The sequence below is a fragment of the Roseateles sp. FW305-36 genome (assembly GCF_058787015.1).
Window position 1 is genome coordinate 528,326 of sequence record NZ_JBYSZK010000001.1, and the last position, 21,052, is coordinate 549,377.

Consider the following 21,052-nt stretch of genomic DNA (forward strand, 5'->3'; position numbering starts at 1 on the left):
GCTCAGGCTCGCGCCAGAATCGGCCACCTCTCACGCCGCCTGCCGATGCGCAAGTCCTTCCTTCTTCTGCTCCCCCTGCTGCTGCCCACGCTGGCGCAGGCCTGGGGCAACCACACCCCCATGTGCTATCGCGCCTTCGAGCGCATGCCCGAGGTCGCCGGCGCCGCGGCGGTGAAGGCGGAGCCCCTGGTCGATTTCCTGCGCGACCAGGAGCGGTCGATCGCGCTCACGCTGGACGCCCAGGAGGCCTGGGCGCGCGAGCATCTGAACCACCACGCACCGCGGCCGGAGGCGCTGCGCTTCGTCGCCGACGCCAGGCGCAGCGACGCTGACCGCCGCATGGCCTTCCTGCAGGCCCTGCGCCTGTCGCCGCAGTCCCGCCTCGCCCTCTATCTGCAACCCGACCCGCGCGAGACCGTGCCTTCGCGCGCGCCCATGGACGCGACCCTGGTCACGGCCACCAAGCCCGGCGCGGGTGCAACGCAGCGCTTCCTGGCCCTGCAGCCTGGCGAAGCGGTCGTGCCGCTGGCCGTGCTCGCTTCCGCCTGCGACGAGCCCGACTACGGCCACGACCTCAATCTCTTCGACGACAACCCCGGCCACCCGGACTACGGCTTCGGCAAGCAGCCCTTCGGCAACCCGGCCGTGTCCATCGGCTCGCAGGCGCCTTTCCACATGGGCTTCTTCCACCAGGGGGCCGTCTTCAACACGCTGGCGCCGAGCTTCGCCCGCACCTTCACCGAGCTGCGCGTGCAGCAGTACGCCACCCTGGCCGTGCTGGCCTGGCAGACCGGCCACGCCTACTGGGGCTGGCGCTTTGCCGGCCTGGCCCTGCATCACGTCGAAGACCTGACCCAGCCCTATCACGCGAGCGCCGCGCCGGGTGCGACCCTGGGCCACATGATGTGGGTCAACTTCAAGGCCCAGGTCGGCGCGCCGGCCGACCGGCAGGGTCTGGTCGTGCTGCAGGGCAATCGCCATTTCGTGCTGGAGCAGTTCCAGACGCGCTGGATCATCGAGGCGGCCCGCAAGCAGCAGGACGGCCCGCTGGAGTTGGCGCTACGCGATGCGGCCCGCGACGCGCGCTATCCGGCCTGGAGCGTGGCCTATGTGCGCGACGTCGTCGCTGCCGAAGCCTTTGCCGCCGGTCCGGCGACCGACGCGGCCGTCGTCGTCGGCGCGCCGGCGAAATTCGTCACTGACCCCAATTTCGACTTTGCCGCCAACGAGGCCCGGCTCGGCCCCGACCTCGCCAGGGACATGCAGGGCCAGCGCGACGCCCTGCAGAGCCAGGTTGCAGAGCTGCTGGGGCATTTCGGTGCGCACAGCCGCAACGCCCTGCGTGGCTTGCTGAAAAAGGCGGGCCAAGCGACGCACTGAGCTTCGCAAAATACGAAACAGAAGTCAGTTATTGGCGCAGAATCGCGTTCTTCACGAAGGCTATGCTGGAGTTAGACGATCACCATGCGCCACGACCTCACCACCCTCAATCTCGTGCTGGCCATCGAGCAGACCCGCTCGATCACCCGCGGTGCCGCCCAGGAACACCTGGCGCTGGCAGCCGCCAGCAAGCGCCTGTCTGACCTGGAAAGCCGCCTCGGCGTGCAGCTCTTCGAGCGGCGCGCCCGGGGCGTCGAACCCACCGAGGCCGGCCGTGCGCTGGTGCGTCATATCCGTTCGCTGCACGCCTCCCTCTATGCCCTCGAAACCGAGGTCATGGAGTTCTCGCGCGGCATCAAGGGCCATCTGCGCATTGCCGCCAACAGCAGCGCCATCACCGAGGCCCTGCCGCCTCATCTGGTGGGCTTCTCGCAGGCGCATGCACAGATCCGCATCAGCCTCGAAGACTTGACCAGCGCCGAGGTGCAGGCCGCGGTGGCCGAGGGCAGGGCAGACGTGGGCGTCTTCACGCCGCCGCTGGTGGACAACCGCCTGCAGACCTGGGTGGTCGGCCACGGCCGCCTGGCGGCACTCGTGCCGCTCAAGCACCCGCTGAGTGCCCGCGAGGAAGTCACCTTCGACGACCTGCTGGCCTATGACCTCATCGGCCTGCATGCTGGCGCCAGCGCCCAGGAGCTGATGCGCGAACAGGCTGCGGCCCGCGGCAAGACGCTGAACGCGCGCTGGCAGGTGCGGGGCTTCGACGCCATCGCCCAGCTCGTCGAGGCAGGCCTGGGCGTGGCCGTGCTGCCCGAGCAGCCGGCGGAACGCTTCACCCGCGTCTTCGGCGTGCGCAGCATCCGCCTTGAAGAGCCCTGGGCGGAGCGCGAATATGTATTGGGTGTGCTGCGTCAGCAGCGTTTGCCCACCGTGGTGCAACGCTTCGTGGACACCCTGATTCCTCGAGAGAAGCAATGACCTCTAGAACCCTTTACGACAAGCTCTGGGATGAGCATGTCGTGCATACCGAGCCCGACGGCACGGCGCTGCTCTATATCGACCGCCACCTCGTCCATGAGGTGACCAGTCCCCAGGCCTTCGAAGGCCTGGATCTGGCTGGCCGCAAGGTCTGGCGCTTGAGCGCCAACCTGGCCGTCAGCGACCACAACGTGCCGACGACGGACCGCTCTCAAGGCATCGCCGACCCGGTCTCCAAGCTGCAGGTCGACACCCTGGATGCCAACTGCGACCGCGTCGGCATCACGCAGTTCAAGATGAACGACAAGCGCCAGGGCATCGTTCACGTCATCGGCCCCGAGCAGGGCGCCACGCTGCCCGGCATGACCGTCGTTTGCGGTGACAGCCACACGTCCACGCATGGCGCCTTCGGTGCGCTGGCCCACGGCATCGGCACCAGTGAGGTCGAGCATGTGCTGGCCACGCAGACGCTGTCGGCTAAGAAGGCCAAGAACCTGCTCGTCAAGGTCGAGGGCCAATTGCCCCGCGGCTGCGGCGCCAAGGACATCGTGCTGGCCATCATCGGCAAGATCGGCACGGCCGGCGGCACCGGCTACACCATCGAGTTCGCGGGCGCGGCCATCCGCTCACTCTCGATGGAAGGTCGCATGACCGTCTGCAACATGGCCATCGAAGCCGGTGCCCGCGCCGGCCTGATCGGCGTGGACGACACGACCATCAATTACGTCAAGGGCCGCCCCTTCTCGCCGCAGGGCGTGGAGTGGGACCAGGCCGTCGCCTACTGGCGCAATCTGCATTCCGACGCCGGCGCGCATTTCGACAAGATCGTCGAGATCGATGCCGCCCAGATCCGCCCGCAAGTCACCTGGGGCACCTCGCCCGAGATGGTGCTGGCCATCGACGACCGCGTGCCCGATCCCGACAAGGAGCGTGACGCCGTCAAGCGCGGTGCCATCGAGCGCGCGCTGACCTATATGGCGCTCGAACCCAACAAGGCCATCAACGACATCCATGTCGACAAGGTCTTCATCGGTTCCTGCACCAACAGCCGCATCGAGGACATGCGCGAGGCCGCGGCCGTCGTGAAGCGCGTCGGTGGCCGCGTCGCCAAGAACATCAAGCTGGCCCTGGTCGTGCCGGGCTCGGGCCTCGTCAAGGCGCAAGCCGAAGCCGAAGGCCTGGACCAGGTCTTCAAGGCCGCCGGCTTCGAATGGCGTGAACCGGGCTGCTCCATGTGCCTGGCCATGAACGCCGACCGGCTGGAGCCGGGCGAGCGCTGCGCTTCCACCAGCAACCGCAACTTCGAAGGCCGCCAGGGCGCGGGTGGTCGCACCCACCTCGTCAGCCCGGCGATGGCTGCTGCTGCGGCCATGACCGGCCATTTCGTTGACGTTCGTACCCTGAGCTGACATGGACAAGTTCACCATCCACAAAGGGTTGGTCGCGCCCATGGACCGCGACAACGTCGACACCGACGCCATCATTCCCAAGCAGTTCCTGAAGTCGATCAAGCGCTCGGGCTTCGGCCCCAACCTGTTTGATGAGTGGCGCTATCTGGACCATGGCGAGCCCGGCCAGGACCCGGCCAGCCGCAAGCCCAATCCTGACTTCGTGCTGAACCAGCCGCGCTATGCGGCGGCAAGCGTGCTGATCGCGCGCAGCAACTTCGGTTGTGGCTCCAGCCGCGAGCACGCGCCCTGGGCCCTGCAGCAGTACGGCTTTCGCGCCATCTTGGCGCCGAGCTTCGCCGACATCTTCTTCAACAACTGCTTCAAGAACGGGCTGCTGCCCATCGTGCTGCCGGAGAGCGCCATCGCTCGCCTGTTTGATGAGTGCTATGCCTTCCCCGGCTACCAGCTCGTCGTCGACCTGCCGCGCCAGGTGGTGGTCAAGCCCGATGGCGCCGAGTTGCCCTTCGACATCGAGCCCTTCCGCAAGGAATGCCTGATCGGCGGCCTCGACGAGATCGGCCTGACCCTGCAGCACACCGACAAGATCCGCGCTTACGAGGCGCAACGCATTGCCGCCAAACCCTGGCTCAACAATCGAGTGATTTGAGATGAAGAAGATTGCAGTACTGCCGGGCGACGGTATCGGCCCGGAGATCATGGCCGAGGCCGTCAAGGTGCTGAAGGCCCTGGACCTGCCCCTGCAGCTGGATTGGGCCGATGTCGGCGGCAAGGCCTACGAGACCAGCGGCCACCCGCTGCCCCCAGCCACGCTGAAGCTCGCGCAAGAGGCTGACGCCGTGCTGTTCGGCGCCGTTGGCGACTGGAAGTACGACAAGCTCGAGCGCTCGCTGCGCCCCGAGCAGGCCATCCTCGGCCTGCGCAAGGCCCTGGGCCTGTTCGCCAACTTCCGTCCTGCCATCTGCTACGAGCAGCTGACCCACGCCTCGTCGCTGAAGCCGGAACTGGTGGCCGGCCTCGACATCCTGCTGATCCGCGAACTCACCGGTGACATCTACTTCGGCCAGCCGCGCGGCCGTCGCACGGCCGTGGACGGCCACTTCCCGGGCGCCGACGAAGCCTTCGACACCATGCGCTACTCGCGCCCCGAGATCGAGCGCATCGCCCACGTCGCCTTCCAGGCCGCCCGCAAGCGTGGCAAGCGCCTGACCAGCGTCGACAAGGCCAATGTGCTGGAGACCTCGCAGTTCTGGAAGGACATCGTCATCGAAGTCCACGCCCAGTACCCCGATGTCGAGCTGGACCATATGTACGTGGACAACGCCGCCATGCAGCTCGTCAAGGCGCCGAAAAAGTTCGACGTCGTCGTGACCGGCAATATGTTCGGCGACATCCTGTCCGACGAGGCCGCCATGCTGACCGGCTCCATCGGCATGCTGCCGTCCGCTTCGCTGGACGCCAACAACAAGGGCCTCTACGAACCCAGCCACGGCAGCGCCCCGGACATCGCAGGCAAGGGAATTGCCAATCCTCTGGCTACAATCCTGTCAGCCGCCATGATGCTCAAGTTCTCCCTCAACCAGCCCGAAGCCGCCGCTCGTATCGAAGCCGCGGTTCAGTCGGTGCTGGCCCAGGGCTTGCGCACGGCCGACATCTGGAGTGAAGGCACCTCGAAGGTCACGACCACCGAGATGGGCGACGCTGTCGTCAAAGCCATCACGACCACCAAAACCATTAAGAGCTGAAGCTCCGTCTCGTCTCGCCCCTCCAAACCCGGCGAACGAGCCGGGGCCCAAAGTGGATGGGGTTTGGTGACAGTACGAAAGGATTTGATGATGACGACCTTGGTAGGCCTCGTAGGCTGGCGTGGCATGGTGGGCTCGGTGCTCATGGAGCGCATGACCGCCGAGCGCGATTTCGACCTGATCGAGCCGCTGTTCTTCTCGACCTCCAACGCCGGCGGCGCTGCCCCGGCCCAGGCCAAGAACGAGAAGTCGCTGCAGAACGCCTTCGACATCGAACAGCTCAAGCGCTGCGACATCATCATCACCGCCCAGGGCGGCGATTACACGACCGAGGTCTATCCCAAGCTGCGCGCCGCGGGCTGGAACGGCCACTGGATCGACGCGGCCTCGACGCTGCGCATGGCCGATGACGCCGTCATCATCCTGGACCCCGTCAACCGCCCCGTCATCGACCAGGCGCTGAGCAACGGCGGCAAGAACTGGATCGGCGGCAACTGCACCGTCAGCTGCATGCTGATGGGCGTGGGGGCTCTGTACAAGGCAGGCCTCGTCGAGTGGATGTCCACCCAGACCTACCAGGCCGCTTCCGGCGGCGGCGCCCAGCATATGCGCGAACTGCTGACGCAGTACGGCACGCTGAATGCCTCGGTGAAGCCGCTGCTGGACGACCCCAAGAGCGCCATCCTCGAGATCGACCGCCAGGTCATCGCCAAGCAGCGTTCGTTGTCGGCTGAAGAGACGGCCAACTTCGGCGTGCCGCTGGGCGGCTCGCTGATCCCCTGGATCGACAAGGACCTGGGCAACGGCATGTCCAAGGAAGAATGGAAGGGCATGGCCGAGACCAACAAGATCCTCGGCTCCGGCGCCATTCCTGTCGACGGCTTCTGCGTCCGCGTCGGCGCCATGCGCTGCCACAGCCAGGCCCTGACCTTCAAGCTGAAGAAGGACGTGCCGCTGGCCGACATCGAGGCCATGATCGCCGCCGACAACGCCTGGGTGAAGGTGGTGCCGAACACGCGCGAAGCCACCATCCGTGACCTGACGCCCGTGGCCGTCACCGGCACCATGACCATCCCCGTCGGCCGCCTGCGCAAGCTCGCCATGGGCCCCGAGTACCTGGGCGCCTTCACCATCGGTGACCAACTGCTTTGGGGCGCGGCCGAACCGCTGCGCCGCATGCTGCGCATCCTGCTGGAGCGTTGACAGCACGGGCCCTTCGGGGCCCGTTTCATTTCGGTTTCGCTTACTGTCTTTTACGACTTGACTAAGGGTTCACCCGGGCGTCGATATTGAATCCAAACGACACATCAGGTACCCCTTGAGCATTTCAGCGTATATGCTTGATACCGTTGTGTTTTTGATTCGAAACTCGACGCAGGCCACACCGTGCAAACCAGGTTCGTGCAGCTGAAGATCGAGACAGGCGGGGCCCATTGCCCCGCCTTGTTGCTTTGGGGAATGCCTTGAAAGACCATATTCGCGACGCATTCGAGGGAGTTCGACCCATGGGCTTTGCTCGTCACCATCTCGCCCTCGCTGCTGCTCTGCTGGTAGCTGGCGGCGGCGCTCAGGCCCTGGGCCTGGGCAAGTTGAACGTGCAGTCGGCCCTCGGCGAGACCATGCGGGCCGAGATCGACGTCAGCAGTCTGACGCCCGAGGAAGCCGCCACGCTCAAGGTGCGCGTTGCACCGCCCGAGTCCTACCGCGCCACCGGCGTTGAATACAACCCGGTGCTGACCTCCGCGCAGGTGCAGATCGTGCGCAACAACGGCCGCACGGTGCTGCGCGTCAGCAGCGACCGCTCGGTGCAGGAGCCGTTCGTCGACGTCATCCTCGAGCTGACGTGGTCCAGCGGCCGCCTGGTGCGCGAATACACGCTGCTGTTTGATCCGCCGAGCCTGCCCAAGCCCGCTCCCGTGGTGACCGCGCCAGCGGCCATCGCTGCCGCGCCCGCCACGGCCGCGTCGAGCGAGGCGGTGCCTGCTCCGGCGCCCGCGGTGACGACGGCGCTGCCCCGCAACGGCTCTGCGTCGGCGCCCGCTCCGGTTGCGGCAGCCCGCCCGCCCGCGGCCGCCCCCGTCGCCGTGCGTCCTCCCGTCACCGCGGCCTCCGAATACGCCGTGCGTCCGGGCGATTCGCTGTCCAAGGTGGCGGCCAAGACCCAGGTGGCCGGCATCTCGCTGGACCAGATGCTGGTCGGCCTGTTCCGCAACAACCCGGACGCCTTCATCGACGGCAACATGAACCTGCTGAAGTCGGGTGCCGTGTTGCAGGTGCCGTCCAGCGAGTCGCTGGCCACGGTGCCGGCGCCGGAAGCGCGTCGCGTCATCCTGGCCCAGAGTGCCGACTTCTCGGCCTACCGCCAACGCCTCGCCTCCGCCGCGCCCACGCTGCAGAGCAACGAGAGCGAGCGCCAGTCCAAGGGGCAGGTGCAGGCTGCTGTCGAGGACCGCAAGCCCGCGGCCGCGCCGACGCCCGACAAGCTCACGCTCAGCAAGGCCGGCAGTGCCGCGAGTGCGGCCGAGGCCAAGCTGTCCAAGGACGCCGAGAAGAAGGACGCCGCCGCCCGCGTGGCCGAACTGACCCGCAATGTGGAGGAGCTGAAGAAGCTTTCCAGCGCTGCCAAGCCCGGCGCGACGACGGCTTCCGCAGCGGCCCCTGCGGCGGCACCGACACCGTCCCCGGTGACGGCGCCTGTCGTCGCGACCGCAGAACCCGCTTCGGTCCCGGCTTCCGCACCCGCCGTGGTGGCTGCTGCAAGTGCACCGGCCTCGCGTCCGGCCCCTCGCGCCAGCGCACCGCTGGCGCCGCCCCCGGTTGCCGAGCCGCCGGGCCTGATCGAGCAACTGCTCGACAGCCCCATCGTGCTGCCGCTGGCCGGCGTTCTCGTCGCCGTCCTCGGTGGCCTGGGCCTGTACCGCCTGCGCTCGCGCCGCCCGGTCAATGCGGCCGAGACCAGCTTCCACGAAAGCCGCCTGCAGCCCGATTCCTTCTTCGGTGGCACCGGTGGCCAGCGCGTCGACACGCGTGACGCGCAGAATAGCGGCCAGTCGTCCATGAGCTATTCGCTCAGCCAGCTCGACGCCATCGGCGACGTGGACCCGGTTGCCGAGGCTGACGTCTACCTGGCCTATGGCCGTGACCTGCAGGCCGAGGAAATCCTCAAGGAAGCCCTGCGCGCCAACCCGACGCGCCTGGCCATCCGCCTCAAGCTGCTGGAGGTCTACGCCAAGCGCCGCGATACCAAGGGCTTCGAGCAACTGGCCGTGCAGCTCTACGCCGAGACCAAGGGCGCGGGCGAAGACTGGTCCAAGGCCCAGGAACTGGGTCGCGGCATTGATCCGGACAATCCGCTCTACCAGCCGGGCGGCGCGCCTGCGCACGTGGAAGACGGCCCCGAACTGCGCCCCGAGCCGATGAACGCCAGCACGTTGCCGCAGACGGCCCTGCCCAGCGCCGCAGCCGCAGCCGCGGCTCATCTGGCCACCGACGCCATGCGCGGCGGCCCGGATACCGGCCCGGTGAGCGGCTTCGACCTGGCCCTGGATCTGGACCTCGACGCCCCCGAGCCGGTCTCGCCGAACGCGATGGCCGCGACCCAGGCCATGCCCGCTTCGATCGAGCAGGCGCCGATGACGATGGACTTCGACATCTCCAGCCGTGGCACGCGCACGGCACCGCCCGCGCCCGACCTGAGCTTCGACGTCAGCAGCATGGGTACCCTGACGCCCGCGACGCCGGCCTCGGCATCGCCGGATCTGGACTTCGACCTGGGCGATTCGACGCTGCCCGGCGAGACTGATCCCCACCATCTCAGCCAGGCGCTGCCGCCCCTGAGCGACGATGAAGGCGACCCGCTGATGCGCCAGCTCGAATTGGCCGACGAGTTCCGCCAGATCGGTGACACCGAAGGTGCCCGCGAAGTGCTGCAGGAGCTGATCCAGCGCGCCAGCGGTCCGCTGCGCGACAAGGCGCAGGCGATGCTGAACGAACTTCGCTGATAGCAACCGCGATACTTCGACGCCCGGCCTTGGCCGGGCGTTTTTACTTGGGAGCCCATGAGAGTCGCACTAGGAGTCAGCTACCGCGGCGGCGGCTACAACGGCTGGCAGAGCCAGCCCAACGGCCGCACCGTGCAGGACGCCCTCGAGAAGGGCCTGAGCGCTTTTGCGGCCCAGCCCATCCGCACCCTCTGCGCGGGCCGCACCGATACCGGTGTGCATGGCATCAACCAGGTCATCCATTTCGACACCGAGGTCGACCGCGAACCCTTCTCCTGGGTGCGCGGCAGCAACCGCTATCTGCCGCCCGACATCGCCATCCAGTGGTGCCGTTTTCCGGGTGACGCCTTCCATGCGCGCAACTCCGCGCGAGGGCGGCGTTATGCCTATCTGCTGCTGGAGTCGGCCGTCAGGCCTGCCATCGAGTCCGGCCAATGCGGCTGGATCTTCCGCCCGCTGGAGCAGGCGGCGCTGGAGGCTGCTGCCGAGCGCCTGATCGGCGAGCACGATTTCTCGTCCTTCCGTTCCTCCGAATGCCAGGCCGCGTCGCCCATCAAGACGCTGCGCGAGATCAGGGTGCAGCGCCGCGGCGCCTACTGGCGCTTCGAGTTCGAGGCCAGCGCCTTCCTGCATCACATGGTGCGCAACCTGATGGGCTGCATCCTGGCCGTCGGCAGCGGCACGCGCTCGCCGGACTGGGTGTCGGAAGTGCTGGCCGCCCGCGACCGCAAGGTGGCCGCGCCGACCTTTTCTCCTGACGGCCTCTATTTCCTGGGTCCGACCTACGATGCCGAGCTGGACATCCCGCGCGAAGTCGCGGCCCTGAGCTGGTTGCCATGACACGAATCAAGATCTGCGGCCTGACCCGCGAAACCGACGTTGAAGCCGCCGTCGCGGCGGGCGCCGATGCCATCGGCTTCGTCTTCTACGCCAAGAGCAAGCGCTTCGTGACGCCGGAGCGGGCGAGGACGCTGGCGCGGCTGCTGCCGCCTTTCGTGACGCCGGTAGGCCTCTTCGTTAACGCGACCGATGCCGAGTTGCAGGCGGGCCTCGAGGCCCTGCCCAATATGCTGGTCCAGTTCCATGGCGACGAGACACCAGCCGACTGCGACCGCATCAAACGCCCCTACCTCCGGGCCGCCGCCATGTCGCCGGGCTTTGACTTGGTAGACTTCAGCTCTCGTTTTTCCAACGCTCAGGCCATCCTGCTCGACGCTCCTGTCGAAGGCTATGGCGGTGGCGGCAAGGTCTTCGATTGGTCACTCATTCCACCAAGCGCAGCCTCTCACCTCGTTTTGTCTGGTGGGTTGAATGCAGCAAACGTCGGCGATGGCATCGCCCGGGTGCGGCCCTGGGCCGTTGATGTGAGTTCCGGCGTCGAGGTGTCCAAGGGCATCAAGAGCGCCGACCTGATCCACGAGTTCTGCCGTGCGGTGCGCCGCGCCGACGCCGAACTGACCAGCTAGGAAAGACCATGTTTGCCTACGACCAGCCCGATGCGACCGGGCATTTCCGCCATGCGGGCACGCCCACCTATGGCGGCAGCTTCGTCTCCGAGACCCTCGTCCATGCCCTGGACCAGCTCAAGGACGCCTACGCCCACTACCAGCACGACGCCGAGTTCCTGGCCGAGTTCAAGCGTGAGCTCAAGCACTTCGTTGGCCGGCCCAGCCCCATCTATCACGCCGACCGCCTGAGCCGCGAGCTGGGCGGTGCCCAGATCTACCTCAAGCGCGAGGACCTCAACCACACCGGCGCGCACAAGATCAACAACGTCATCGGCCAGGCCCTGCTGGCCAAGCGCATGGGCAAGCCGCGCGTCATCGCCGAAACCGGCGCCGGCCAGCATGGCGTGGCCACGGCCACCATCTGCGCCCGCTACGGGCTGGAATGCGTGGTCTATATGGGCAGCGAGGACGTCAAGCGCCAGTCGCCCAATGTCTACCGCATGAAGCTGCTTGGCGCCACCGTCGTGCCCGTGGAGAGCGGCAGCAAGACGCTGAAGGACGCGCTCAACGAGGCCATGCGCGACTGGGTCACCAACGTCGAGAACACCTTCTACATCATCGGCACCGTGGCCGGCCCCCATCCCTATCCCATGATGGTGCGCGACTTCCAGCGCATCATCGGCCTGGAGTGCTTGGAGCAGATGCCCGAGCTGGCCGGTCGCCAGCCGGATGCCGTCATCGCCTGCGTGGGCGGTGGCAGCAATGCCATCGGCATCTTCCACCCCTATATCCCGCACGAGAACGTGCGCCTCATCGGCGTCGAGGCCGAAGGGCAGGGCGTGGCCAGCGGCAAGCATGCCGCCACGCTGACCGCCGGCAGCCCCGGCGTGCTGCATGGCAACCGCACCTATCTGCTGCAGGACGAGGACGGCCAGATCATCGAGACCCACTCGATCTCGGCCGGCCTGGACTATCCCGGCGTCGGTCCCGAGCATGCCCACCTGAAGGACATCGGCCGCGCCGAATACGTCGGCTGCACCGACGCCGATGCGCTGGCGGCCTTCCATCGCCTGTGTCGCACCGAGGGCATCATCCCGGCGCTGGAATCCAGCCATGCCGTTGCGCATGCCATCAAGCTGGCGCCGACGCTGGGGAAGGACAAGGTGCTGCTGGTCAACCTCAGTGGCCGCGGCGACAAGGACATCGGCACCGTGGCCGACCTGTCCGGCGCTGCCTATTTCGACCGCCCGTCGCAAGCCGGTGAGAAGGTGAAGCAATGAGTCGCATCACCACCACCTTCGACCAGCTCAAGGCCGGCGGCCGCAAGGCGCTGATCCCCTTCGTCACCGCGGGCGATCCGCATCCGACCGCCACCGTCGACCTGCTGCTGGCCATGGCCGAGGCCGGCGCCGACGTCATCGAACTCGGCGTGCCTTTCTCCGACCCCATGGCCGACGGTCCCGTCATCCAGCGCGCCGGCGAGCGGGCGCTGAAGAACGGCATCGGTCTGCGCAAGGTGCTGGCTTACGTCCGCGAGTTCCGCGCCCGCAATGACAAGACGCCGCTGGTGCTGATGGGCTATGCCAACCCGGTCGAGCGCTACGGCCTGGATGCCTTTGTGGCGGACGCGGCCGCAGCCGGCGTCGACGGTGTGCTCATCGTCGACTATCCGCCCGAGGAATGCGCCGAGTTCGCCGCCAAGCTGCGTGCCGCCAACATGGATGCCATCTTCCTGCTGGCGCCCACGTCCACCGAGGCCCGCATGGCCCAGGTGGGCCAGCTCGCCAGCGGCTATGTCTATTACGTCTCGCTGAAGGGCGTGACCGGTGCCGGCCACCTCAACACCGCCGCCGTGGCCGAGGCCGTGCCGCGCATCCGCCAGCATGTCAGCACGCCGGTGGGGGTGGGTTTTGGCATCCGCGACGGTGCCACGGCACGGGCCGTTGCCGATGTTTCGGACGCCGTCGTCATCGGTTCCAAGCTGGTCGAATTGCTCGAGCGCCAGCCAGCCGATAATGTCGCCTTGACCGGCGCGGCCTTCATCCGAGAGATCCGCGCTGCACTCGACAGATAAAAGGACTGACCATGAGTTGGCTCGACAAACTGCTCCCGCCCAAGATCCAGCAAGGCGACCCCGCCGACCGCCGCACGGTCCCGGAAGGCCTGTGGATCAAGTGCCCGAGCTGCGAGACGGTGCTCTACAAGACCGATCTGGAGCAGAACATCAATGTCTGCCCCAAGTGCAGCTTCCACCACCGCATTGGCGCCCGGGCCCGCCTGGACGCTTTCCTCGACGGTGAAGGCCGTTATGAGATCGGCCAGGAAGTGCTGCCCGTCGACGCGCTGAAGTTCAAGGACAGCAAGAAGTACCCCGACCGCCTGAAGGAAGCGCTGGAAAACACCGGCGAGACCGACGCCCTGGTGGTCATGGGCGGTGCCGTCATGAGCGTGCCCGTCGTCACGGCCTGCTTCGAGTTCGACTTCATGGGCGGCTCCATGGGTTCCGTCGTCGGCGAGCGCTTCGTGCGCGGCGTCGAGACGGCCATCGAGCAGAAGACGCCTTTCATCTGCTTCACCGCCACCGGCGGCGCGCGGATGCAGGAAGGCCTGCTGAGCCTGATGCAGATGGCCAAGACCAATGCGTCGCTGACGCGCCTGGCCAAAGCCAAGCTGCCCTACATCAGCGTGCTGACCGACCCGACCATGGGCGGCGTCTCAGCCTCGTTCGCCTTCGTCGGCGACATCGTGCTGGCCGAACCCAAGGCGCTGATCGGCTTTGCCGGCCCGCGCGTCATCGAGAACACCGTGCGCGAAAAGCTGCCGGCCGGCTTCCAGCGCGCCGAGTTCCTGATGGAGAAGGGCGCCATCGACATGATCGTGGACCGCCGCCAGCTGCGCGAGACCATTGCCCGCCAACTCGCCATGCTGCAGCGCCAGAGCGCGGACGCCGTGGCTTGACCCACCCCGTACCGGCTTCGCCGGCCCCCTCAAGGGGGCGCTGCCGATGGCCCGGCAAAGCCGGTTCCATGGCAGCTGCTGGATTGATCGCGGCCAGGCCTTACGCCTGGCCGCTCAGCTTTTTGATGCCATGAATCTCGACGAATGGCTCGCCCACTGCGAGCGCCTGCATCCCAAGACCATCGACATGACGCTGGACCGCGTCAAGGCGGTGAAGGACAAGCTCGGCATTGCCTTCGACTGCCCGACCGTCATCGTCGCCGGCACCAATGGCAAGGGCTCGACCTGCGCCATGCTGGAGTCCATCGCCCTGCACGCCGGCTATCGCGTCGGCCTCTACATCAAGCCCCATCTGGTGCATTTCCAGGAGCGTTGCCGCGTGGGTGGCGCGCCGGTGGCGGCCGAGTCGCTAGAGGCGCATTTCGAAGCCGTCGAGGCCGCGCGTGGCGACATCACGCTGACCTATTTCGAGTTCACGACCCTGGCCATCATGAGGCGCCTGCAGCATGAGCCGCTGGACCTGGTCATCCTCGAGGTCGGCCTGGGCGGTCGACTGGATGCGGTCAACGTCATCGACGCCGACTGCGCCGTCATCACCAGCATCGACCTGGACCACACCGAATTCCTCGGCCCCGATCGCGACAGCGTCGGCCGTGAGAAGGCCGGCATCATGCGCACCGGCCGGCCCGTCGTCGTCAGCGACCCGGTGCCGCCGGCCTCGCTCGCCGAACGCGCGCTGGAGATCGGCGCCGACCTGCGCCAGTTGGGCAAGGACTTCACCTTCAGCGGCGACCGCACCCAATGGCAGTGGGCTGGCCGCAGCAAGCGCTACTCCGGCATGTCCTATCCGGCCCTGCGCGGCGTCAACCAGCTGCTGAACGCCTCGGGCGTGTTGGCCGCCTTTGAGGCCCTGGCCGACCGCCTGCCCATCAGCGCCCAGGCCGTGCGCACCGGCCTGGCCCTGGTCGAACTGCCGGGCCGCTTCCAGGTGCTCGCCGGCCAGCCGGCCGTCGTGCTGGATGTCGCCCACAACCCGCACGCCGTGGCGGCTCTGGCTCAGAATCTGGACCAGATGGGCTTCTTCCCACGCACCCACGCCGTCTTCGGCGCCATGGCGGACAAGGACCTGGCCGGCATCCTGGGCCGCATCGCGCCGCTGGTGGATGTCTGGCATTTCACCGACCTGCCCATCCCGCGCGCCGCGACCGCCGAGCAGCTCGAAACGGCCTTTCTCGCCGCCGGCCTGAAGACCCCGGCCGACGTCACGACGCATACCCACGCCAACCCCCTCGACGCCCTGCAGGCGGCGGCGCTCGGGGCGACCACGGCCGATAGAATCCTGGTCTTCGGATCCTTCTTCACCGTGGGCGGGGTGCTCCAACAGGGCCTGCCTCGCGTGACGGCCGGTGCCACCTCGGCGCAGGTTCTCCAGCCTCCCACCCTCCACTGACCGTAGACGCCGCCAATGGGCCTGTTCTCCTTTCTCAAGCGCGACGACGCCACCGCTGCGGCGGCGCCCAAGAAGTCGGCTGGCAAGTCCGGCGCCAAGGCCTCTGCGGCCGAGGATGTGCAGGTGCTGCGCATCCGCGCTCGCCGCCGCCTCATCGGTGCCGCCGTGCTGGTTGCCGCCGGCGTGGTCGGCTTCCCGCTGGTCTTCGAAACCCAGCCGCGGCCGATTCCGGTCGATCTGCCCATCGACATCCCGCGCAAGGAAACCGCGCTGCCGCTGACGGTGCCGACGCGCGAGCCGCTGTCGCAGGCCGAGCCGGCTTCCACGCCGACGCCAGCCCCCGCCGTGGCGACCGCACCGGCGCCGGTCGAGCAACCGGTGGTCGAAAAGCCCGTGGCCGAGAAGCCGCAGGACAAGCCGGCGGTCAAGGTGGCCGAGAAACCCGCTGAAAAACCGGCGGAAAAGCCTGCAGAGAAGCCGGCCGACAAGCCCAAGGCCCACGCCAACGACGGCGCCCGTGCCCAGGCCCTGCTGGAAGGCAAGGAGCCCGCAGCGGCCGCTGCCGCGCGCTTCATCGTCCAGGTCGGCGCCTATGGCGAGAACAAGGCCGCCCAGGACGTGCGCACCAAGGTCGAGAAGCTCGGGCTCAAGACCTACGCCCAGGCCGTCGACACGGCCGATGGCCGCCGCATCCGCGTGCGCCTCGGCCCCTTCGCCAGCCGCGACGAGGCCGAGCGTGCCGCGGCGAAGATCAAGGGCGCGGGCCTGCCCGGCGCCATCCTGACGCTCTGACGGAACGGACATGGACGTCGCGCTGAGCTGGGTCGATCTTGCGTTGGCAGTGGTGCTGCTGATCTCGATAGCCCTGGGCATCTGGCGCGGCCTCATCTTCGAGGTCATGTCCCTGGCCGGCTGGGTGGTGGCTTATTTCGCCGCCTCGCCGCTGGCGCCCGTCGTCGAGGACCTGCTGCCGGACTCCTTCACCCACCAGCTCAGCCCGCCCGTGCTGCACATCGTCGCGCTGGCCATCGCCTTCTTCTTCGTGCTGCTGGTCTGGGGCCTCGCCTCGCGCCTCGTGAAGATGCTGATCCATGCCACACCGCTGTCGGCCATCGACCGCCTGGGCGGCGCCGGCTTCGGCGCGCTGCGCGGCGTCTTCATCGCGCTGCTGCTCGTGCTCATCATTGGCGCCTCGCCATTGGCCGAATCCTCCACCTGGCGGGCCTCGCGCGCCGCGCCGGTGCTGAACGGCGTGCTGCATGACGCAGCCCCGCTGCTCCCGGAACCTGTTGCCCGTTTTATTTCCCGCTCGATGACCCCATCTGAGGCGGAAGCTACTGACTAAGGACCCTCGCCATGTGCGGCATCGTCGGCACCCTCGCTGCCACCCCCGTCAACCAGCTCCTCTATGACGCGCTGCTGCTGCTGCAGCACCGCGGCCAGGACGCTGCCGGCATCGTCACGATGCAGGGCCAGAAATGCTTCATGCACAAGGCCCGCGGCATGGTGCGCGACGTCTTCCGCACCCGCAATATGCGGGCCCTGCCGGGCAATATCGGCCTGGGCCAGGTGCGCTACCCGACGGCCGGCAATGCCTACAGCGAGGAAGAGGCCCAGCCCTTCTACGTCAATGCGCCCTTCGGGATCGTGCTGGTGCACAACGGCAACCTGACGAATGCCCTGGCGCTGAAGGACGAGCTCTTCGACATCGACCGCCGCCACATCAACACCGAGAGCGACACCGAGGTGCTGATCAATGTGCTGGCCCACGAGCTGGAGCTGGCCGCGCGCGACCTGCCGCTGACGCCCAAGGAGATCTTCTCCGCTGTGCGCGCGGTGCAAAAGCGCATCAAGGGCAGCTATGCCGTCATCGCGCTGATCGCCGGCCAGGGCCTGCTGGCCTTCCGCGATCCCTTCGGCATCCGCCCGCTGTGCTTCGGCAAGTCGGCGAATGGCGAGTTCATGGTGGCCAGCGAAAGCGTGGCGCTGGAAGGCACGGGCCACCAGCTGGAGCGCGACCTGGCGCCCGGCGAGGCCCTGTTCGTCGACATGACGGGCAAGGTGCACACCGAGCAGTGCAACGATAACCCGTCGCTGAACCCCTGCATGTTCGAGTTCGTCTACCTGGCTCGCCCGGACTCGGTGATGGACGGCATCTCGGTCTACCAGGCCCGCCTCAACATGGGCGAGACCCTGGCCCAGCGCGTCATCTCCACGATGCCGCCCAATGAGATCGACGTCGTCATTCCCATCCCGGAAAGCAGCCGCCCGTCGGCCATGCAGCTGGCCCACCGCATCGGCAAGCCCTATCGCGAGGGCTTCGTGAAGAACCGCTACGTCGGCCGCACCTTCATCATGCCGGGGCAGGGCGCTCGCAAGAAGAGCGTGCGCCAGAAGCTCAACGCCATCGGCGTCGAGTTCAAGGACCGCAATGTGCTGCTGGTGGACGACTCCATTGTGCGCGGCACGACGTCCAAGGAGATCGTGCAGATGGCCCGCGAGGCCGGCGCGCGCAAGGTCTATCTGGCCTCCGCTGCGCCGCCGGTGCGCTACCCCAACGTCTACGGCATCGACATGCCGACGGCCGAGGAACTGATCGCCCACAACCGCTCCATCGAGGAGATCCGTCAGTACATCGGCGCCGATGCGCTGATCTACCAGGACGTCGATGCGATGAAGCGTGTCGTGGCTGCGCTGCGCCCCGGCCTTGCCGGCTTCGAGGCGAGCTGCTTCGATGGCCATTACGTGACCGGCGACGTCAGCCTCGCCGACTTCGCCGCCATGCGCGAGCAGCGCACAAGCCAGTCCACCGAGGAAGACGCCGACGCGCGCGGCCGCCTGGCCCTGCAAGGCGGCGGCGAAGGCTGAGCGCATGAGTAGCGAGCGACGCCTGCCCGACGGCCTGCGCCCCGAGACGCTGGCCGTCCGTGCCGCGCTCGCGCCCAGCCAGCATGGCGAGAACTCCGAGGCCTTGTTCCTGACGACGGCCTACGTCCAGCCCGACGCCGAGACCTCGGCGCGCAAGTTCTCCGGCTCCGAGGACTTCACCTACTCGCGCACCAGCAACCCCACCGTGCGCAGCCTGGAGGCGCGCCTGGCCGCGTTGGAAGGCACGGAAGCCGCCATCGCAACGTCCACCGGCATGAGCGCCATCCTGCTGCTCGGCATGGGTGTGCTCAAGGCCGGCGACCACGTCGTCTGCTCGCGCTCGGTGTTCGGCTCGACGATCAACCTCTTCGCCAAGGAGTTCGCCAAGTTCGGCGTCGAGACGAGCTTCGTCTCGCAGACCGATCTGGCCGAATGGCGCGCGGCCATCAAGCCGACCACCAAGCTGCTCTTTGCCGAGACGCCGACCAATCCGCTGACCGAGGTCTGCGACATCCGTGCGCTGGCCGACATTGCCCATGCAGCCGGTGCCATCCTTGCCGTCGACAACACCTATTCGACGCCAGCCCTGCAGCGCCCCGCGGAGATGGGGGCCGACATCGTCATGCACTCGGCCACGAAGTACATGGACGGCCAGGGCCGCGTGATGGCCGGCGCCCTGTGCGGGCCCAACGCGCTGATCCGCGACGTCTTCGGGCCCATCCTGCGCACCGTGGGCATGACGCTGGCGCCCTTCAACGCCTGGGTGGTGCTCAAGGGCTTGGAGACGCTGGCCCTGCGCATGAAGGCCCAGAGCGAGCAGACCCTGGCTGTCGCCCGCTGGCTGGAAGCGCAGCCCGAAGTGGCGCGCGTCTACTACCCGTCGCTGGCCTCCCACCCTCAGCACGAACTGGCCATGCGCCAGCAAGGCGGGCAGGGCGGGGCGGTGCTGTCTTTCGACGTCAAGGCGAGCTCGCCCGAGGCTGCACGCGCCGCGGCCTTCCACGTCATCGACAGCACGCGCGTCGTCTCCATCGCCACCAACCTGGGCGATACCAAGACCATCATCACCCACCCCGCTACGACCTCGCACGGTCGCCTCACCGAGGCGCAGCGCCAGGCGGCGGGTATCGGCCAGGGCCTGATCCGCCTGGCCGTCGGCCTCGAGCATGTCGACGACATCTGCGACGACCTCGCTCGTGGCCTTTCCACCCTGAAAACCTGATGAGCTCCAACTTCGACAAGGTCCGCACGCGCATCGCGCCGTCGCCGACCGGCTTCCTGCACCTCGGCACGGCCCGCACGGCCCTCTACTCCTGGGCCTACGCCCGCCATCACGGCGGCGAGTTCGTGCTGCGCATCGAGGACACCGACGTCGCCCGCTCCACCCAGGATTCGGTCGACCAGATCATCGCGGCCATGAACTGGCTGGGCCTGTCCTACGACGAGGGTCCGATCTATCAGATGCAGCGCCTGGAGCGCTACCAGGCCGTCATCGACCAGATGATTGCCGACGGCAAGGCCTACCGCTGCTACGCGACGCCCGAAGAACTCACCGAGATGCGCGAGGCCCAGAAAGCCCGCGGCGAGAAGACGCTGTACGACCGCCGCTGGCGCCCCGAGCCGGGCAAGACGCTGCCGCCGCCTCCCGAAGGTGTGAAGCCCGTGGTCCGCTTCGCCAACCCCGTCGAAGGCGACGTGACCTGGAACGACGTGGTCAAGGGCCCGATCACCATCAACAACCGCGAGATCGACGACCTCATCATTGCGCGCGCGCCATCGGATGGCGCACCTGAGGGCGCGCCGGGCGTGCCGACCTACAACTTCGCCGTCGTCGTCGACGACTGGGACATGCGCATCAGCCATGTCTTCCGCGGCGACGAGCATGTCAACAACACGCCCTGGCAGATCAACATCTTCAAGGCCCTGGGCGCGCCGCTGCCGTCCTTCGGCCACCTGCCCATCATCCTGGGCGACGACGGCCTGAAGTTGTCAAAGCGCCGCGGCGCCGTCAGCGTGATGGACTACGCCGCCAACGGCTATCTGCCCGAAGGCATGCTGAACTATCTGGCCCGCCTGGGCTGGAGCCATGGCGACGACGAGCTGTTCTCGGCCGAGCAGATGGTGAGCTGGTTCGACGGCTCCCATCTGTCCAAGAGCCCGGCCCAATGGGATCCGGCCAAGCTGGACTGGGTCAACGGCCATTATGTGAAGCAGATCGACGAGGCGCGTCTGGCGGGCCTGGTGGTCGAGCAGCTGGCGGGCCGGGGCATTGCCGCGACGGTCGAGCAGATCCAGCCCAAGGTCGGCCTGTTCAAGGATCGCTGCGCGACGGTGGCGGCCCTGGCCGATTGGCTGGCGATGTATTTCGTCCCCGTCATGCCTTCCGCAGAGGATCTGGCGACGCACATCACCGATGCGGTGCGCCCCGCGCTGGCCGAGCTGTCTCAGCGCCTGTCCGCCTTGAGCGACTGGAGCAAGGCCAGCATCCAGCAGGCCCTCAAGGAGACCTTGGCCGCCGTCGGTTTGAAGATGCCCCAGCTGGCCGTGCCGGTGCGCGTGCTGGTGTGCGGTCGTGCGCAAACTCCGAGCCTGGATGCGGTGCTCGAGCACTTCGACAAGAAAAAAGTTCTCGATCGCTTGCAAAGCCTCTGAATTTCGTCATATACTCTTGGTCTCGCTTGAACAGCGCTGTTAACGAAGAAGTCGAAGACGAAAGTTTGAGACAGAATCGAAAACACGGGGGTATAGCTCAGCTGGGAGAGCGCTTGCATGGCATGCAAGAGGTCAGCGGTTCGATCCCGCTTACCTCCACCAA

The 21,052-nt window shown here is 67.4% G+C and carries 18 protein-coding genes and 1 tRNA gene; all 19 read left to right on the top strand.

Annotated features, from left to right (window positions below; all coding sequences use genetic code 11):
- The first annotated feature begins 45 nt into the window (after window positions 1-45).
- The 19 genes from AC3WOE_RS02405 (at window position 46) to AC3WOE_RS02495 (ending at window position 21,051) form a co-directional block, all read left to right on the top strand.
- Complete coding sequence (locus AC3WOE_RS02405; RefSeq protein WP_492687981.1) at window positions 46-1,380, top strand: hypothetical protein; 1,335 nt, start codon at window positions 46-48, stop codon at window positions 1,378-1,380.
- Window positions 1,381-1,464: 84 nt separating this feature from the next.
- The gene (locus AC3WOE_RS02410) at window positions 1,465-2,358 is read left to right on the top strand and encodes a LysR family transcriptional regulator (protein ID WP_492687982.1); all 894 of its coding nucleotides are present in this window, start codon (window positions 1,465-1,467) and stop codon (window positions 2,356-2,358) included.
- Window positions 2,355-3,767 (top strand): 3-isopropylmalate dehydratase large subunit, encoded by a 1,413-nt coding sequence (gene leuC, locus AC3WOE_RS02415; protein WP_492687983.1) that lies wholly within the window; start codon window positions 2,355-2,357, stop codon window positions 3,765-3,767. The genes AC3WOE_RS02410 and leuC overlap by 4 nt, the downstream gene beginning before the upstream one ends.
- 1 nt (window position 3,768) lies before the next feature.
- Window positions 3,769-4,416, top strand: coding sequence for a 3-isopropylmalate dehydratase small subunit (leuD, locus tag AC3WOE_RS02420; RefSeq protein ID WP_492687984.1), 648 nt, complete (start codon window positions 3,769-3,771; stop codon window positions 4,414-4,416).
- A gap of 1 nt (window position 4,417) precedes the next feature.
- Window positions 4,418-5,512: a 3-isopropylmalate dehydrogenase gene (gene leuB, locus AC3WOE_RS02425; RefSeq protein ID WP_492687986.1), complete on the top strand. Its 1,095-nt coding sequence runs from the start codon at window positions 4,418-4,420 to the stop codon at window positions 5,510-5,512.
- 90 nt (window positions 5,513-5,602) lie between these two features.
- Window positions 5,603-6,715, top strand: coding sequence for an aspartate-semialdehyde dehydrogenase (gene asd / locus AC3WOE_RS02430; protein WP_492687988.1), 1,113 nt, complete (start codon window positions 5,603-5,605; stop codon window positions 6,713-6,715).
- A 302-nt stretch (window positions 6,716-7,017) separates the two neighbouring features.
- A complete protein-coding gene (locus AC3WOE_RS02435; protein ID WP_492687990.1) occupies window positions 7,018-9,513 on the top strand; it encodes a motility hub landmark protein FimV in 2,496 nt (831 codons plus the stop codon).
- 57 nt (window positions 9,514-9,570) lie between these two features.
- Window positions 9,571-10,353, top strand: a complete 783-nt coding sequence (truA, locus tag AC3WOE_RS02440; protein ID WP_492687992.1) for a tRNA pseudouridine(38-40) synthase TruA — start codon at window positions 9,571-9,573, stop codon at window positions 10,351-10,353.
- Entirely contained in the window at window positions 10,350-10,979 is a 630-nt protein-coding gene (locus AC3WOE_RS02445; RefSeq protein ID WP_492687994.1) for a phosphoribosylanthranilate isomerase, read from the top strand. The genes truA and AC3WOE_RS02445 overlap by 4 nt, the downstream gene beginning before the upstream one ends.
- Window positions 10,980-10,987: 8 nt before the next feature.
- Window positions 10,988-12,241 carry a tryptophan synthase subunit beta gene (gene trpB / locus AC3WOE_RS02450; RefSeq protein ID WP_492687996.1) on the top strand — a complete coding sequence of 418 codons (1,254 nt, stop codon included), beginning with the start codon at window positions 10,988-10,990 and terminating at the stop codon, window positions 12,239-12,241.
- Window positions 12,238-13,035, top strand: coding sequence for a tryptophan synthase subunit alpha (gene trpA / locus AC3WOE_RS02455; RefSeq protein WP_492687998.1), 798 nt, complete (start codon window positions 12,238-12,240; stop codon window positions 13,033-13,035). Before trpB ends, trpA begins: the two co-directional genes overlap by 4 nt.
- A gap of 11 nt (window positions 13,036-13,046) precedes the next feature.
- The gene (accD, locus tag AC3WOE_RS02460) at window positions 13,047-13,919 is read left to right on the top strand and encodes an acetyl-CoA carboxylase, carboxyltransferase subunit beta (RefSeq protein ID WP_439462335.1); all 873 of its coding nucleotides are present in this window, start codon (window positions 13,047-13,049) and stop codon (window positions 13,917-13,919) included.
- 130 nt (window positions 13,920-14,049) lie between these two features.
- The gene (folC, locus tag AC3WOE_RS02465) at window positions 14,050-15,369 is read left to right on the top strand and encodes a bifunctional tetrahydrofolate synthase/dihydrofolate synthase (protein ID WP_492687999.1); all 1,320 of its coding nucleotides are present in this window, start codon (window positions 14,050-14,052) and stop codon (window positions 15,367-15,369) included.
- Between the two features lie 15 nt (window positions 15,370-15,384).
- Window positions 15,385-16,161, top strand: a complete 777-nt coding sequence (locus AC3WOE_RS02470) for an SPOR domain-containing protein (RefSeq protein WP_492688001.1) — start codon at window positions 15,385-15,387, stop codon at window positions 16,159-16,161.
- A 10-nt stretch (window positions 16,162-16,171) separates the two neighbouring features.
- Window positions 16,172-16,714, top strand: a complete 543-nt coding sequence (locus tag AC3WOE_RS02475) for a CvpA family protein (RefSeq protein ID WP_492688003.1) — start codon at window positions 16,172-16,174, stop codon at window positions 16,712-16,714.
- An 11-nt stretch (window positions 16,715-16,725) separates the two neighbouring features.
- Window positions 16,726-18,237: an amidophosphoribosyltransferase gene (purF, locus tag AC3WOE_RS02480; protein WP_492688004.1), complete on the top strand. Its 1,512-nt coding sequence runs from the start codon at window positions 16,726-16,728 to the stop codon at window positions 18,235-18,237.
- 4 nt (window positions 18,238-18,241) lie between these two features.
- On the top strand, window positions 18,242-19,459 hold the full coding sequence (locus AC3WOE_RS02485; RefSeq protein WP_492688006.1) for an O-succinylhomoserine sulfhydrylase: 1,218 nt from the start codon (window positions 18,242-18,244) through the stop codon (window positions 19,457-19,459).
- On the top strand, window positions 19,459-20,889 hold the full coding sequence (gltX, locus tag AC3WOE_RS02490) for a glutamate--tRNA ligase (RefSeq protein WP_492688008.1): 1,431 nt from the start codon (window positions 19,459-19,461) through the stop codon (window positions 20,887-20,889). Before AC3WOE_RS02485 ends, gltX begins: the two co-directional genes overlap by 1 nt.
- Before the next feature lie 86 nt (window positions 20,890-20,975).
- Window positions 20,976-21,051 (top strand) — tRNA-Ala (locus AC3WOE_RS02495).
- Window position 21,052: the final 1 nt, after the last annotated feature.

Coding starts and splice junctions, on each gene's coding strand:
- AC3WOE_RS02405 (WP_492687981.1), top strand. CDS start 46: ATGCGCAAGTCCTTCCTTCTTCTGCTCCCCCTGCTGCTGCCCACGCTG.
- AC3WOE_RS02410 (WP_492687982.1), top strand. CDS start 1,465: ATGCGCCACGACCTCACCACCCTCAATCTCGTGCTGGCCATCGAGCAG.
- leuC (WP_492687983.1), top strand. CDS start 2,355: ATGACCTCTAGAACCCTTTACGACAAGCTCTGGGATGAGCATGTCGTG.
- leuD (WP_492687984.1), top strand. CDS start 3,769: ATGGACAAGTTCACCATCCACAAAGGGTTGGTCGCGCCCATGGACCGC.
- leuB (WP_492687986.1), top strand. CDS start 4,418: ATGAAGAAGATTGCAGTACTGCCGGGCGACGGTATCGGCCCGGAGATC.
- asd (WP_492687988.1), top strand. CDS start 5,603: ATGACGACCTTGGTAGGCCTCGTAGGCTGGCGTGGCATGGTGGGCTCG.
- AC3WOE_RS02435 (WP_492687990.1), top strand. CDS start 7,018: ATGGGCTTTGCTCGTCACCATCTCGCCCTCGCTGCTGCTCTGCTGGTA.
- truA (WP_492687992.1), top strand. CDS start 9,571: ATGAGAGTCGCACTAGGAGTCAGCTACCGCGGCGGCGGCTACAACGGC.
- AC3WOE_RS02445 (WP_492687994.1), top strand. CDS start 10,350: ATGACACGAATCAAGATCTGCGGCCTGACCCGCGAAACCGACGTTGAA.
- trpB (WP_492687996.1), top strand. CDS start 10,988: ATGTTTGCCTACGACCAGCCCGATGCGACCGGGCATTTCCGCCATGCG.
- trpA (WP_492687998.1), top strand. CDS start 12,238: ATGAGTCGCATCACCACCACCTTCGACCAGCTCAAGGCCGGCGGCCGC.
- accD (WP_439462335.1), top strand. CDS start 13,047: ATGAGTTGGCTCGACAAACTGCTCCCGCCCAAGATCCAGCAAGGCGAC.
- folC (WP_492687999.1), top strand. CDS start 14,050: ATGAATCTCGACGAATGGCTCGCCCACTGCGAGCGCCTGCATCCCAAG.
- AC3WOE_RS02470 (WP_492688001.1), top strand. CDS start 15,385: ATGGGCCTGTTCTCCTTTCTCAAGCGCGACGACGCCACCGCTGCGGCG.
- AC3WOE_RS02475 (WP_492688003.1), top strand. CDS start 16,172: ATGGACGTCGCGCTGAGCTGGGTCGATCTTGCGTTGGCAGTGGTGCTG.
- purF (WP_492688004.1), top strand. CDS start 16,726: ATGTGCGGCATCGTCGGCACCCTCGCTGCCACCCCCGTCAACCAGCTC.
- AC3WOE_RS02485 (WP_492688006.1), top strand. CDS start 18,242: ATGAGTAGCGAGCGACGCCTGCCCGACGGCCTGCGCCCCGAGACGCTG.
- gltX (WP_492688008.1), top strand. CDS start 19,459: ATGAGCTCCAACTTCGACAAGGTCCGCACGCGCATCGCGCCGTCGCCG.